We start from the raw sequence: 14,046 nt of genomic DNA, 5'->3' as shown, positions 1-14,046 counted from the left end.
ACGTACGGGGTAGCACAGTACACCACACATACCCGCTGTGACAAACATACAGTTCTTTTATGGAACCTTATTCGACACTTTCATGCCACAGAGGCCGCGCAGACGGCAATGCTACTGGATGGTGTAGCCCCCCATACGCGCCTTCACCGCCGCCGCCGACTCAACCGACTCACCATAACCACCCGGAACGGCTGCCGCTTTGCCCGGAGCAACCACCAGCAGGGACCGCCGCTGCTGCATGAACACCGCGTCGAAGTAGCGGCGCCAGTCATCGAGCGCCATGGATTGCACCGCCTCGGCGAGCTGCTGGCGGCTGTCAAATGCCGTTTCGCGCTTGGCGATCGACTGCCAGTAGAACTCCGCCCGCTCCCACAGGTTCTTGTCGGGGCGGAGGATCTCACCGACCAGGGAGTCGCGGTAGCGCAGGAACTGCGCCTCATCAAGACTGGCGTCGACGCCGTCCAGATAGCGATCCATCGCCTCGACAATGGCGGGCGCGGGCGTATTGGGCGACTGGATAAGCATCATCAACCCCGGCACGTCCAGCTGCGGCCAGGCAAAGGCGCTGACCACGTAGCCCAGCTGCTGCTCAGTGCGCAGCTGCTGGTAGAAACCCGTCTTGATAACGTGCGCGGTCAAAGCCGTTGCCGCCCTGTCGCTCCAGGTATCCCCCGCTCCCTGCAGGTACCATCCCACCACCGCGTCGTCATGGGGCACTTCCACCACATACTTCAGGGCAGTCCCGGGCTCCAGACGGGTCACCTGCAGCGGTGGCATGGCGAGGGGCTCCCCGGGGGCCAGCAGCGTGTTCACACGCTCGGCCACAGCCGGCACCTTGTCCGCCGTGTAGTTACCGTAGAGCAGGGTTTCCGCCGTTGCCTCACCCCAGAAATCCTGAACCCAGGCGTTCAGGCCGGACAGGCTGATTGCCTCCAGTGCATCAATCAGCGGCTGCTCACCCCACTCACCGTGCAACAATGCCTCGCGGGCATCGTCGATCACCTGGCTGCTAGGCCGCTTGGCCACGGAGTTCTTCAGTCCGCGCACCATGTCAGCGCGGATGTTGTCGAAGCGCTGATCACTGAAACTGGCCTCATCGATCGCGACCAGCAGGCGATCCAGCAGACGCTGCTGTTTGTCGTCATAGCCGCTGATACGCAGGCTGATACCCTGCGCATGCTTGTAGACATCGAAATTCAGCCCCGCCAACAACGCAGGATAGGTGAACTCGTTGACGGCATCTTTCAACAGCGCGGTATACAACAAGGCCGCAGCCGCCTGCTCGGGAGTCTCTCCCACATGCGGCGAGCGGAAGTTGATGTACAGGGCCCCGCGAGGCACACCAAACTCCGTATCCTGACCGAACCAAACGGTCTGGCGCGGCGTTTCCAGGGTACGCAACGGTGTCTGCGCAACCGGGTCCTCGCTCACCAGCGTGACGTCTTCGGCAATAAACTCATTCGGGGCGGGCAAGGCCAATGCGGTATCGCCCACCGGCGCAGTCCAGCGTGCAAGCTGCTCGGCGCTCACGGTCTGCACGCTGTAGGGCACCTCGTAGTGGGGGCTTACCCTGTCGACCGGGACCGAGGCGTGGCTGATGGTCACCAGTGCGTTCTCCGGCACCACCGCAGCCAGCAGCTCCTCGATCAGCGCTGGCGCATACTCGCTCATCAGGCTGCCACCGCGAAGGATGTCTTCGGGCGCGTAATCGTGCATGCCGCTGGCCAGCGCGCTGACATAGTTCACCGGGTTCGCCTGCTCGCGAAAGCGGAACTGCAGGTCGGCCAGGCGGGACTGCTCGTCGTACAACCACTGTTGGGGGCCTTCGGCACGCAGCAGATCGAGGTAAGCAAACAGCAGTTGCAATACCCTGTCCTGCCCGGCGAGTCCCGCTTCCGTCAAGCCGATACTGATACTGAACAAGGCGCCGCCACGCCAGCCCAGCCCCGAGCCTGCCGCCAGCGTCTCCGCCAGGCCCTCTGCCTTGAGCTGGGACAACAGACTGCCCGCCCCCTCGTGCCCGACCAGGTTGCCGAGGTAGGCAAGGGGGTTGCTGCGATAGTCAGCGCGGTAGTCCGCTACCGGAAACGACACTTCAAGCTGGCGCAGGGTCGCCTGTGGCTGGACCTGCACCAGCATGGGCAGGCTCTCTGGTGTGAAAAGTGGTTCGGGAATATCCGTCACCTCCACCTCACGGTTGGGGACAGCGCTGAACAGCGGCGTCACCAGCGCTTCCAGCTGTTCAAGCGACTCGGCACCAAACACCACCAGGCGCATCTTGTCAGCCGAGTAGTGCTGTTCGTAGAAACGCAGCAGATCTTCGCGGATCGGCTGTTCCGGCGTGTCCGCTAGGGTTTGCAGGCTGCCCACTGTGAACTGGCTGAAGGGATGCGCCGGGTTCATTACGTCCTGCAGCACATCCAGACCTCGCCGCGAGTCACTGCGCAGCCCCATCTGGTATTCCGCCTCGACCGCATTCATCTCGCGCTCGACATAGACAGCGTCAAAGCGTGGGGCGATGAAGAACTGGGCAAATCGGTCCAGTGCGCCGGGTAAATACGCTGCCTGGATATCAAAGAAATAATTGGTGTGCTCAAAGCTGGTGTAGGCGTTGTGGCTGCCACCGTGCTGGTCAATGTACTGCTGATAATCCCCCGCTTCCGGGTATTTGTCGGTGCCGAGAAACAGCATGTGCTCGAGGAAGTGCGCCAGGCCCTCGCGTCCGGGCGGGTTATCCCCGCTGCCTACCAGCACATCGAGGGCGGCCGCGGCCTTCGGCGCATCCGGGTCTGAAATGAGCAGCACCTCGAGCTGGTTGGGGAGTGTGAGGTAGCGGTAGGCGTAGTCGTCATTGGGACTCTTGACCGGCTGTGGCTGCGCCGGGGGTAGGCTGGCACAGGCGGCCAGCAGGGCGAGCACAGTAAACAGGGCCAGTGATCGATGCCACTGTCCAAACCGGGTTGCTTGCATGAACTTACTCCAGACTGCGTTGGTTATCGCCCTCCATGGGCGTGGGCCAGGCATTGATCACTGCCTTGATCAGGGTTGCCAGGGGAATGGCAAAGAAAACGCCCCACACTCCCCAGATACCGCCAAAAAACAACACGGCGAGAATGATGGCCACCGGATGCAGGTTCACGGCCTCGGAGAACAGCAGGGGCACCAGAACATTGCCGTCCAGACCCTGGATGACAAAATAGACCGCCATCAGCCAGTAAAATTCACTGGTGAACCCCCACTGGAAAAAACCCACCAGCAGTACCGGCAGCGTCACAAGCGCGGCACCCAGGTAGGGGATGATCACCGACAGGCCGACGCACAGGGCCAGCAGGGCCGCGTAATTGAGCTGCAGGAAGGTAAAGCATACATAGCTGACTGACCCGACGATCAGGATCTCCAGCACCTTGCCTCGCGCATAGTTGGCAACCTGGGTGTCCATCTCCGACCAGATACGCCGCAGCAAGGGGCGCTCGCTGGGCAGAAAGGTGGCCAGCCAGCTCAGGATCTGCTGCCGATCCTTGAGAAAGAAGAAGACAAGGATGGGAATCAGGATCATGTAGACCAGCAAGGTGAGAATACTGGGGATGGTCGCCAGCGACCGCGTCACCACCTGCTGACCGAGACCGCCCAGCTCTGCCTGCGCCAGCGCCACCATCTGATTGATCTGCTGCTGGCTGACGACATCCGGATAGCGACCGGGCAGCAGGGTCAGCAGCTGCCGGCCCTGCTCCAACATACGCGGCATTTCCGAGGCCAGCGCCACCAGCTGACGCCAGACCAGAGGCAGCAGACCGAGCGTCACACCGAAGAAAATACCGACGAACAGGGTATAGGCCACGCTTACGCCCACCCAGCCCGGTAAGCCGCGCTGCTCCAGCCGCCCCGCAAGACCCTGCATGAGATAGGCGAGTACAATGGAGGCCACGACCGGCGCGAGGATGTCGCCGATCGTCATCAGCAACGCTACCGCGACGACGAGCAGCACCAGCAGAAGCACCGACTCTTCCTCGAACAGGTAGCGCTTGTACCACTTATTGAAAATATCCAGCATGCTGCCGCTTCCCGTTGCCTACCGCTTTTTCAGCAGATAGGAATAAATGCCATCGTGCTCGTCGGAGGCCAGCAGCGCGTGGCCGGACTGCTCCGCGAATACCCGGAAGTCGCGCAGAGAACCGCGGTCAGTCGCGAGAACCCGCAAACATGCCCCGGCCTCCATCCCGTTAAGCGCCCTCTTCGCCAGCAGCAGCGGCATCGGGCAATCAAGCCCCTGCGCATCGACCTCCACCACTGCGTCCCTTGCCTTCTGCATCATTCACCTGCCGGGTTGGTTCGCCGCGCAGTATATCCATTCATCCGATACACCCCAACAGCGCTGAACTTTTCTGTAAAACGATCATCACAGGGACTGTTACTGTGCTGGGCCGCCCGTGCGCCGTTCACGTACAATACAGGGAATGCCGTTGGCCCGCGCGGCTGTCATTACACGTGGTATGTATAGAGCGTATGCTGCTCCGACGTTTCAGACCGACCCTGCTGCACGCCGCCCTGCTGGCGACACTGCTGCCCCTGGCTGCGGCTTCGACACAGGCTGTGGAAGGGCTAAAGCTGCCCAATCTGGGCGAGTCCAGCACCAGCCTGTTCTCCGCCGAATACGAGTATCAGCTGGGGCGTACCTGGCTGAAGATTTTCCGCAGCCAGGCGGCCACCATGGACGACCCGCTGCTGTTCGACTACCTCGAAGACCTGATCTACCGTCTGGTCATACACAGTCAGCTGGAGGACCGGCGCATCGACCTGGTGCTGGTCGACAACCCGACTATCAACGCGTTTGCCGTCCCCGGGGGCGTGATCGGCGTGCACAACGGCCTGCTGATGTATGCCCAGACGGAAGACGAACTGGCCTCGGTGCTGGCACATGAAATCGCGCACCTGAGCCAGCGTCACTTCTCGCGCCGTGTGGAGTTCCAGCGCAATCAGCAGCCGCTGAACCTGGCCGCCATGCTGGCGGGCTTCGTGTTGCTGGCCACGGCCGGCGGCGATGCGGGCATGGCCGCACTGTCTGCGGCCCAGGCGGCAGCCCAGGATTCGGCATTGCGTTACAGCCGCAGCAACGAGGCGGAAGCCGACCGTGTAGGGATGCAGACGCTGGTTGCGGCCGGCCTCGACCCGCATGCAACACCGGCCATGTTCGAGCGCATGCTGCAGGCCTCGCGCTACGCCAGCGGCAACCGCATCCCCGAGTTCCTGCGCACCCACCCCCTTTCGGAAAACCGCATTGCCGACACCCGCAACCGGGCGCGCCAGTACGCCAGCCCGGCGAACCGGGATGACCTGCAATACCAGTTGATGCGCGCCCGGGTTGCCAACCACCTCGCCGCAACACCGGAGGCCGCGATACAGCAGTTTCGCGGTGAGCTGGATGGCAATACGCGCTCACGCGAGGCATCCACCTACGGCCTGGTTCTGGCGCTGACGGAGGCGGGCCGGGTGGATCAGGCCGCACTGGAACTGGACAGCATCTGGTCCAGCAACCCGGAACGCCTCGAGTACAAGCTGGCCAATGCAGACATCCTCATGACGCGCGGCGAGCCGGGTAAGGCGGCAGAGCTGCTGGAGCATGAGCTGAAGCTCTCTCCCGGCAGCCACCCGCTGGCGATGGCGTATGCGCGGGCTCTGATGCAAGACCGCAAACCGCATATTTCGGAGGCTGTGCTGCTGGAGCAGAGCAAGGTCCGGCCCGAGGACCCCGCACTCTGGTATCTGCTGGCCGAGGTTCAGGGCCTGTCAGGAAATATTGTCGGCCTGCATCAATCTCGCGCCGAATATTTCATCCTTACGGGCAACCTGGGTGAGGCTGAGAAACAGTTGAGCTATGCACTGAAGCTGGTGGGCTCAAACCACGTCGCGGCTGCGCGCATCAACGAGCGCCTGAGCGATATCAACACCTTGCGCGAACGCATGGATATCTGAATCAGGCGCGACCCAGCACGCTCTTGTTGAGATTGGCGGCAAAATCGAGCATGCGGCGCAACGGCACCATGGCTTGCTGCCCTACGACCGGGTCGACGAATACCTCGTTGCCGCCGCGTTCAAACACCTGATCCAGCGCTTCCAGTTCGTTCATTGCCATCCAGGGGCAATTGGCGCAGCTGCGACAGGTAGCGCCATTGCCCGCCGTCGGGGCGATAATGAATTCCTTGTCCGGTGCCTGCTGTTGCAGCTTGTAGAAGATGCCCTGGTCCGTGGCGACGATAAAACGGGGGTTCGGCATCTCCCTGGCGGCGCGGATGATCTGCGTGGTCGAACCGACCCGATCGGCCAGTTCGAGAACCGCCGCAGGCGACTCGGGGTGCACCAGCACCGCGGCGTCCGGATAGACCCGTTTCAGATCGGCTATCCCGCGGGCCTTGAATTCCTCATGCACAATACAGGCGCCGTCCCACATGAGGATGTCGGCACCGCTCTGGCGGCGCACATAGTCCCCAAGGTGTTTGTCCGGGGCCCAGATGATCTTCTTGCCCTGCGCCGCCAGGTGCTCGGCCACATCCAGGGCAATGCTCGAGGTTACTACCCAGTCCGCGCGCGCCTTTACCGCCGCCGAGGTATTGGCATACACCACCACCTCGCGGTCTGGATGCGCATCACAGAAGGCTGAAAATTCCTCGATCGGACAACCGAGATCCAGGGAGCAGGTCGCCTCAAGCGTGGGCATCAGCACACGCTTTTCGGGGGTGAGGATTTTCGCGGTTTCCCCCATAAAACGTACCCCGGCCACAATCAGCGTGGTCGCCGGGTGATCGTGCCCAAAGCGCGCCATTTCCAGAGAATCCGACACGCAGCCACCGGTCGCCTCGGCCAGCGCCTGAATCGCCGGGGCGGTGTAGTAATGCGCAACAATCACCGCATTTTCCGCGCGCAGACGCTCGCCAATGCGCGCGCACAGCTCGCGCTCCTGCTCGGGGCTCAGCTCGTGCCGCTGAGCATTATCCAGATGAACCTGAACCTGCTTGCGGATGGATTCCAGCTTGTCGGAGGCAATGCTCATGATCGGCCCGTCGTGCGAAAAGGCGGAGGATTCTAGCACAATTCAAGCGGATGTCGCCGCGTGCAAGGTCGGCACTGCGGACCTCTTCGCCGGAAAAAAATGTGAATGCGTCGGTGTTTGCGAAAAATTACTAGAATTTCTCTCACATACTACGTATAACCTCATGTTAAATATAGAATAAGCAGCGATATAACCACGCCGGTGGGGCGCGAGCCCGAAGGCGGCGATATAAGGATGATGCGGGGAGCCTGTGGATCTGCGAACGATTCTGGCGATTTCAGCCAACAAAACAGACCATCTGATCCTGGCAGACTGCCTGGACCGCGCCGAGCCCCGCCGATTCCGGTTGAGCAGCAGCACCTCCCTTGAGCGCCCGCTGGATACGCTGACAGACCCTGCGATAGAGGCCGTCATCCTCGCCGCAGGGCCCGAAACCGACTACCTGCTGCGCCTGGCACAGAAACACGTACCGTCCCTGCCCATCATTCTTCTGCGCGACAGCGTGCCGGACAGCGAGCAGTTACGCCAGCTGCGGGACAGCGGCGCACAGGACTACCTGGTGCGCGGGCAACTGCAAGATCCCATGCTGCACCGACTGCTCGACTACAGCATCGAGCTGAAACAGGCCCGCAGCACCATCAGCGAACTGTCCAACCGCGATACCCTCACCGGCACACTCAACCGGGCCGGCTTTCGCGCTCACCTCGAACGCGCCATGCAGCGCTCGCAGCGCTACCGCTTCAAGACGGCCCTGCTCTACCTCAATGTCGACCAGTTCACCAACATCAATGATCACTACGGTGAACAGAATGGGGACGCGGTTATCCAGGCGTTGAGCCAGCGCATGCTGAGCAAGCTGCGTAGCAGTGACAGTATCGCTCGCCTCGGCGGAGACGAGTTTGCGGTGATACTCGAGGATGTAGGCACGCCCGCCGACATGGCACGCATTGCAGACAAGATGCTGCAGGCCATTGCGGCACCCTACTACCTCGAGGGCCAGCACGTGGCCATAGACGCGAGTATTGGCGGTGCGCTCTACCCGGACGATGCCTCCAGTATGAGCGAGCTCATGGACCATGCACGCAGTGCCATGCTGCAGGCCAAGACGATCAGCGGCTGCCGCTTCGTGGCTTACAGCGATCACCTGCAATTTGATATGCAGGGCACCAGCACGCTCGCTGCCGAATTGCGCCTGGCGGCGCGGCACAACCAGTTCGAGCTGCATTATCAGCCGCGCATGAACCTTGAGCGCGGGCAGCTGGCGGGGCTGGAAGCCCTGCTGCGCTGGAATCATCCGCAACGCGGCCTGATCTGTCCCGGTGAATTCATCGCCGAATGTGAAGACATGGGCCTGATGAAAACCATCGGTTATCAGGTCATACAGCACGCCTGCTGCGCCCTCAATTGGCTGGGTGACCAGCAGATGCATGACGTTGTGGTGGCGGTCAATATTTCGTTCTCGCAGATTCAGGACGATCGGTTCATCACTGCGGTGAAAGACATTCTGCAGCGCACGGGTGCAAATCCCGCTCGCCTGGAATTCGAACTGACAGAAACCACCATCCTGAAAGATCCCTCTGCCATCAAGGCACGCATGCACGAACTGATGCAGATGGGCATCCGTTTTTCGCTGGACGACTTCGGCACCGGTTTCTCTCAACTCACCCACCTCACCGAGCTACCCATCTCCGCCATCAAGGTCGACGCAGCTTTCGTGAGGGACCTGCCTCATAACCCGCAGCAGGCGGCGGTGTGCAGCCTGATCATAGAAATGGCCCGACGCCTGGAAATCGAAGTAATCGCAGAGGGCGTTGAGAATCACGAGCAGGTCAGCTTCCTGCGCGGCCAGAATTGCGAGCAGGTTCAGGGCTTCTACTACAGCAAAGCCATTCCACTGCAGCAGCTGCCGCGCTTCGTACAGGAGCAGCGCTTCAAGCAGCGGGAGCGCATATCATCCTGACATTTTGTAACAGGGCCCGCGATACGCAGCCTTGCATCGGCGCCTTGGACAAAGAAGCCTATGCGGTAGCGACACGGAGTGGTAGCCTTGACCGATCTTCAGGTTGCCGCGCATAACGTACTGATGCCACAGTCCAGTTCACACCCGCTACGCGCAAAAATCCTGGTCTGTGATGATGACCAGATTGTGCGTTTATTGACACGGCAGTGCCTGGAAGCCGAGGACATGATTGTCATCGAGGCCAGCAGTGGCCCAGAGGCGCTGGAGCTGTTTTCGTCTGAACGGCCAGACCTGGTATTCCTGGATGTCGAAATGCCGGGCATGTCGGGGCTTGAAGTCTGCAAGCTTATTCGCGAGATGCCCCAGGGGGAGTCCATCCCCATCATGATCGTCACGGGCTCCGACGATCGGGACTCCATCGACCTGGGCTTTGACGCCGGCGCCACCCAGTACAAAACCAAGCCGGTAAACTGGTCCCTGCTGGGCAGGGATGTACAGTACATGCTGCGTGCCAGCCAGGCCTTCAACGCCCTGCGTCGCCAGGAAGACCGGTTGCGTTATCTGGCCTACTACGACCCGCTGACGAACCTGCCAAACCGCCGCAATTTCAATGAACAGCTGGTGCGCATTCTGAAGCGCAGCCAACGTCGCAAGTCCTACGCTGCACTGCTCTTTATCGACCTGGACAACTTCAAACGGATCAACGACTCCATCGGCCACGGCCGGGGTGACAGGCTGCTGGTAGAGATCGCCAAGCGCCTTACACTGGAGCTACGACAGGATGACGCCATCAACTTCTTCAGTGATGACGATGAAGACGACGATGCGAGCGGCGATGGCAGCGCGGAAATCGCCAGATTGGGGGGTGACGAGTTCACCGTCGTACTCTCCGACGTACCCGATACCCAGCATGTGGAGAGCATTGCGCGGCGCATTCTCGAAAGCCTGTCGCAGCCCATCGCACTGCAATCGCACAACCCGGTTGTTACGCCCAGTATCGGCATCGCCATTTACCCGACTGATGGGGAGGACCCCGACAGCCTGATCCGCAATGCCGATACCGCCATGTACGTGGCGAAGGCCGAGGGACGAGCCTGCTTCCGCTTCTACAACGAAGAGATGAACGCCAAGGCCGTAGAGCAGCTCAAGATGGAAGAAGAGCTGCGTCACGGGATGCAGGCGGGTGAACTCGAGCTGCGCTACCAGCCCCAGGTCGAAGTCGCCACGGGCAACGTCGTCAGCCTCGAGGCGCTGGTGCGCTGGAAGCACCCATTGCGCGGCATGGTATCGCCAGCGGAGTTCATCCCCGTTGCGGAGCGCACAGGGCAGATCATAGAGCTGGGGGAATGGGTCATGACCCAGGTCGCAAAAGACTGCCAGTACTGGGATAGCCTGGGACTGCCGGCCTTCCGCGTGAGCGTCAATATTTCCCCCCTGCAGTTTAACCAGAGCGGCCTGTCCCGGTTTGTACGCGGCTTTCTGGAGAAGTCGAAGATGCTGCCGCACAGGCTGGAGCTGGAGCTCACCGAAGGCGCCATCATGACAGATGCGGAGGCCAACATTGTCAAACTCAAGGAGTTGAAGGCCATTGGTCTGGACCTCGCGGTCGACGACTTTGGCACTGGCTACTCCTCACTGAGCTACCTCAAGCGCTTTCCGATCGACACGCTGAAGATCGACCAGAGCTTTATCGCAGACCTCGGCAGCCCCGATGGCGCCGCCATCATTGATGCCATCCTGGCCTTGTCGCGCACCCTCAACCTGCGTGTGATCGCCGAGGGCATAGAAACGGCAGAACAGATGCGCTACCTCGTCGACAAGAAGTGTGACCTGCTGCAAGGCTACTATTTTTCCGTGCCGGTTTATCCGGAGGAAGTACCCAACCTGCTGCGCCACAATTTTTCCGAGCAACTCGCCTCGGGACAATAGATTGACAGCACAGATGCGTCTGTCACTGAGGAAATTGCCACTGAGCCTGGCCGCGTTGCTGTGGCTCGCATTACCGGCCCACGCCGAAAACCCTGACGATGCGTCCCTGATGATTATGCTGCAGGGCACTGACGTGACGGAACTGCGGCAATTGGTGGAAGGCGTCGGCGGCACCGTCACCCACGATCTTCCCATCATCCAGGCGCTGGGCGCCGCTGTCACCGCGGCACAGCTGGACCAGATTCGCAGTTCACCGCTGATTTTACGACTGATTGACGACCTGTCGATGGACATGTCCGAGCCGCTTCCTCCGCCAGACACGGGCCAGTGCCATCTGGGTGGCGCACTGGAGGCCCGCGTCAGCGACAACAGGCTGGAATGGGACATACATAATCTCGGAGCGGCCGCTGAACAACTCACGCAAGTGCAACTCTCCTGGCCCGGAGCGCTTGGGCCGGACGCACAGATACAGCTGGGAGCGGCGCCGCTCAAGCTCCCGCCACCCGCGCAGAAGGGCGACGGCGCCTGGCATACGCAGGGCGAAATTAACGGGCGTGTTCCGGCACCCCTGCCAGGTGACATTGCAACATTGGCCGTGGCATTCCCGCAGCAAGCGGACGCAGGGTCTGCGGGCTGGCAACAACACCATTTCGGTGTGGCGCTTCAATTCGGTGAGGAGTGCAAACTCAAGATGATCCCGGGGTACACCGATTACTTTTCGGACACGTACTTCCCGAGCGTCTCAGGCGCAGCCGAACTACACCGCCACGGGATCACCGGCCGCGGCGTTACCGTTGCCGTACTCGACTCGGGACTCTGGGAGCACCCGGCACTCGCCAAAGATACCCGCGGCGAGAACCGCATTGCAGGCCGCTACGACGCAATCCGTGATGTCGCCGACCACCCCGTGCCTGATGCCAGCGGACACGGCACACACATGAGCAGCGTTATCGCTCACAGTGAGCAAGTGCTCACAAATGGTAAGCCGGATGGCAGCTATAAAGGGATTGCCCCGGACGCTCGACTGGTCGCCATCAAAGCCTTCGATGAAGAAGGGCAAGGCGATTTTCTGGACATCGTCCGCGGCATTCAGTGGGCTGTCGACAATCGGGAGCGCCTTGATATCAAGGTGCTCAATCTTTCGTTTGCCGCCCGCCCCCGCTGGCCTTATTTCCTTGACCCCATTAATCAGGCGCTGATGCGCGCCTGGGCCGCAGGGATCACCATTGTCGCGGCGGCCGGGAACGAAGGTCCCGCACCCATGACCATCGGCTCCCCCGGTAATCTCCCTTACATCATCACCGTTGGCGCCTACACGGACTCCTGGACAGTTGACGACCGTAACGACGACTACATCCCTGGATTCTCGTCGCGAGGCCCCACGCCCAGCGGCCATATCAAACCGGATGTCGTCGCGCCTGGGGGCCACATAGCGGGCCTGGCAGAACCGGGCAGCGCACTGACGCAGAAACACCCAAACTACATGATCAGCACCGGTGAGCTGGTCATGACCGGCACATCACAGGCCAGCGCACTGGTTTCCGGTATTGCCGCCCTGTTGCTCCAACTCGAGCCCGACCTGAGCCCCGATGACATCAAATGCAAACTGATGAGCAGCGCCGAACCTGCCATACACAGGAACGGTCGCCTCTACTACAGCCCCTTCCAGCAGGGTAGCGGCGCTGTCAGCGCGACACGCGCGGTGACGCTGGGGATATCAGGCTGCGGCAATGCGGGGCTGGACCTCGCTCGTGAGATCAGCGGAGAAATGCACTTCGAGGGCCCCGCTGTAGTTGACGATGCCGGGCAGCCGACGCTGCCGGGTATCGAGCATATGCTCGCTCCCGATGCCACGGAGGACGCCCCTTCCAGCGCTTTGCGGTGGGGCGTTAAAGCCCACATCGAGCGAAAAGACGGCCTCCCACCGGAAGAAAACTTGCCGATAAACTGGCTCGAAATCTACTTTTCCGAGAAAGCAAAGATCGAAGAACTCTCGCGCAACGCGGACGTCAATTCCAGCAACTAACCCGCAATTTCGACCCGCTACCCCATATGGGTCAAACCCGGAGCAACACCTCACCGCGCATATTTTTTTAATTGTTTTTCAATCATTTAGAGCCAATTACCTCAAGCCAACTATGAATCAGCGGACGCCTTCCGCGCTCCTTTAAGAAACCGCTGCCCCAAACAGGGTATGGAAACCTCTTCAACCCCCTCTTCCCCAACTCTATAACGTCCCTAAGCATCACAAACCCGCGATGCAAAGTGCCTCTCAAGGACGAGATCAGGTTAAAGAAATTGGGTCACAAGGGTGGCCGTATCACGCGATGAGGCAGAGGATTTTATGAGAAACGACATGAAGTCATTGCGACTTACAAAAACCTTCGCTGCTTGCGCTTTCGCCGCGATGACTCTCAGCAGCTACTCGTTTGCAGGCAACCTGCAGGATACCGAAGAAAACACCCTGAAAGTATCCGATATACCTGCGTCGATCGCAAAACAGTATGAATATCGCGCTCCCGGCTACAAGTGGGGAGATTCCAATGTCAGCCAACAAACATACTCAGCACACTGGGAAACCGCAGCCGCGAGCACCCCAAATTTTAAGTGGGCGAGTACTGATAGGGAACCATCAACCGATGCTGCGCTTGGCAGCGCCAGCGTTTCTGGTGACCCAAGCGACTCTGGCGCCGGAGTTGTAAGCCATGCCGGATACCGCTGGGGCATCCGCAACGTCGCTGACCAGGCAGGCTACCGCTGGGGCATCCGCAACGTCGCTGACCAGGCCGGTTATCGCTGGGGCATCCGCAACGTCGCTGACCAGGCGGGTTACCGCTGGGGCATCCGCAATGTCGCCGATCAGGCCGGTTATCGCTGGGGCATCCGCTACGTCGCCGACCAGGCCGGTTATCGCTGGGGCATTCGCAACGTCGCCGACCAGGCCGGTTATCGCTGGGGCATCCGCAACGTCGCCGATCAGGCAGGATATCGGTGGGGTATTCGATAGGCGGCCGTGTGGCGAAGAACTGAGAAAAAAAGCGGCTATAAGCCGCTTTTTTTTGGTTGTAGCTCCGGCGTGACCTCCACAGTGCAAGCACGCTATCATCGGACC

9 protein-coding genes are annotated in these 14,046 nt (G+C 60.7%); 5 read left to right on the top strand and 4 right to left on the bottom strand.

Features of this window, described 5'->3' with window-relative positions:
- Positions 1 to 111: 111 nt before the first annotated feature.
- The 3 genes from AACZ17_RS07255 to AACZ17_RS07245 are packed head-to-tail and all read right to left on the bottom strand — an operon-like array spanning position 112 to position 4,309.
- Complete coding sequence (locus AACZ17_RS07255) at positions 112 to 2,970, bottom strand: insulinase family protein (RefSeq protein WP_290743078.1); 2,859 nt, start codon at positions 2,968 to 2,970, stop codon at positions 112 to 114.
- A gap of 4 nt (positions 2,971 to 2,974) precedes the next feature.
- A complete protein-coding gene (locus tag AACZ17_RS07250; RefSeq protein WP_290743075.1) occupies positions 2,975 to 4,051 on the bottom strand; it encodes an AI-2E family transporter in 1,077 nt (358 codons plus the stop codon).
- Between the two features lie 18 nt (positions 4,052 to 4,069).
- A complete protein-coding gene (locus AACZ17_RS07245) occupies positions 4,070 to 4,309 on the bottom strand; it encodes a sulfurtransferase TusA family protein (protein ID WP_290743314.1) in 240 nt (79 codons plus the stop codon).
- A gap of 194 nt (positions 4,310 to 4,503) precedes the next feature.
- Here AACZ17_RS07245 and AACZ17_RS07240 point away from each other — a divergent pair, with 194 nt between their 5' ends.
- Positions 4,504 to 5,970 carry a M48 family metalloprotease gene (locus tag AACZ17_RS07240; protein WP_290743073.1) on the top strand — a complete coding sequence of 489 codons (1,467 nt, stop codon included), beginning with the start codon at positions 4,504 to 4,506 and terminating at the stop codon, positions 5,968 to 5,970.
- Position 5,971: 1 nt separating this feature from the next.
- On the opposite strand, the gene nadA is transcribed toward AACZ17_RS07240, so the two are convergent.
- A complete protein-coding gene (nadA, locus tag AACZ17_RS07235; RefSeq protein ID WP_290743070.1) occupies positions 5,972 to 7,045 on the bottom strand; it encodes a quinolinate synthase NadA in 1,074 nt (357 codons plus the stop codon).
- 250 nt (positions 7,046 to 7,295) lie between these two features.
- Here nadA and AACZ17_RS07230 point away from each other — a divergent pair, with 250 nt between their 5' ends.
- From AACZ17_RS07230 to AACZ17_RS07215, 4 genes are all read left to right on the top strand, one after another.
- Positions 7,296 to 9,005, top strand: coding sequence for a bifunctional diguanylate cyclase/phosphodiesterase (locus tag AACZ17_RS07230; protein WP_290743067.1), 1,710 nt, complete (start codon positions 7,296 to 7,298; stop codon positions 9,003 to 9,005).
- Between the two features lie 87 nt (positions 9,006 to 9,092).
- The gene (locus AACZ17_RS07225) at positions 9,093 to 10,934 is read left to right on the top strand and encodes an EAL domain-containing protein (protein ID WP_290743064.1); all 1,842 of its coding nucleotides are present in this window, start codon (positions 9,093 to 9,095) and stop codon (positions 10,932 to 10,934) included.
- A 1-nt stretch (position 10,935) separates the two neighbouring features.
- Positions 10,936 to 12,960: a S8 family peptidase gene (locus AACZ17_RS07220; protein WP_290743061.1), complete on the top strand. Its 2,025-nt coding sequence runs from the start codon at positions 10,936 to 10,938 to the stop codon at positions 12,958 to 12,960.
- Between the two features lie 330 nt (positions 12,961 to 13,290).
- Entirely contained in the window at positions 13,291 to 13,941 is a 651-nt protein-coding gene (locus AACZ17_RS07215; RefSeq protein ID WP_290743058.1) for a hypothetical protein, read from the top strand.
- The last annotated feature ends 105 nt before the right edge of the window (positions 13,942 to 14,046 follow it).

It is taken from the genome of uncultured Haliea sp., assembly GCF_963973825.1.
Lineage (GTDB): Bacteria > Pseudomonadota > Gammaproteobacteria > Pseudomonadales > Halieaceae > Haliea.
Note: the sequence above shows the minus strand (reverse complement) of the source record. Positions and strands in the feature narration are given on the sequence as shown.

Bases quoted from the DNA above. Each gene is read 5' to 3' on its own strand.
- AACZ17_RS07255 (WP_290743078.1), bottom strand. From the start codon at position 2,970: ATGCAAGCAACCCGGTTTGGACAGTGGCATCGATCACTGGCCCTGTTT.
- AACZ17_RS07250 (WP_290743075.1), bottom strand. From the start codon at position 4,051: ATGCTGGATATTTTCAATAAGTGGTACAAGCGCTACCTGTTCGAGGAA.
- AACZ17_RS07245 (WP_290743314.1), bottom strand. From the start codon at position 4,309: ATGCAGAAGGCAAGGGACGCAGTGGTGGAGGTCGATGCGCAGGGGCTT.
- AACZ17_RS07240 (WP_290743073.1), top strand. From the start codon at position 4,504: ATGCTGCTCCGACGTTTCAGACCGACCCTGCTGCACGCCGCCCTGCTG.
- nadA (WP_290743070.1), bottom strand. From the start codon at position 7,045: ATGAGCATTGCCTCCGACAAGCTGGAATCCATCCGCAAGCAGGTTCAG.
- AACZ17_RS07215 (WP_290743058.1), top strand. From the start codon at position 13,291: ATGAAGTCATTGCGACTTACAAAAACCTTCGCTGCTTGCGCTTTCGCC.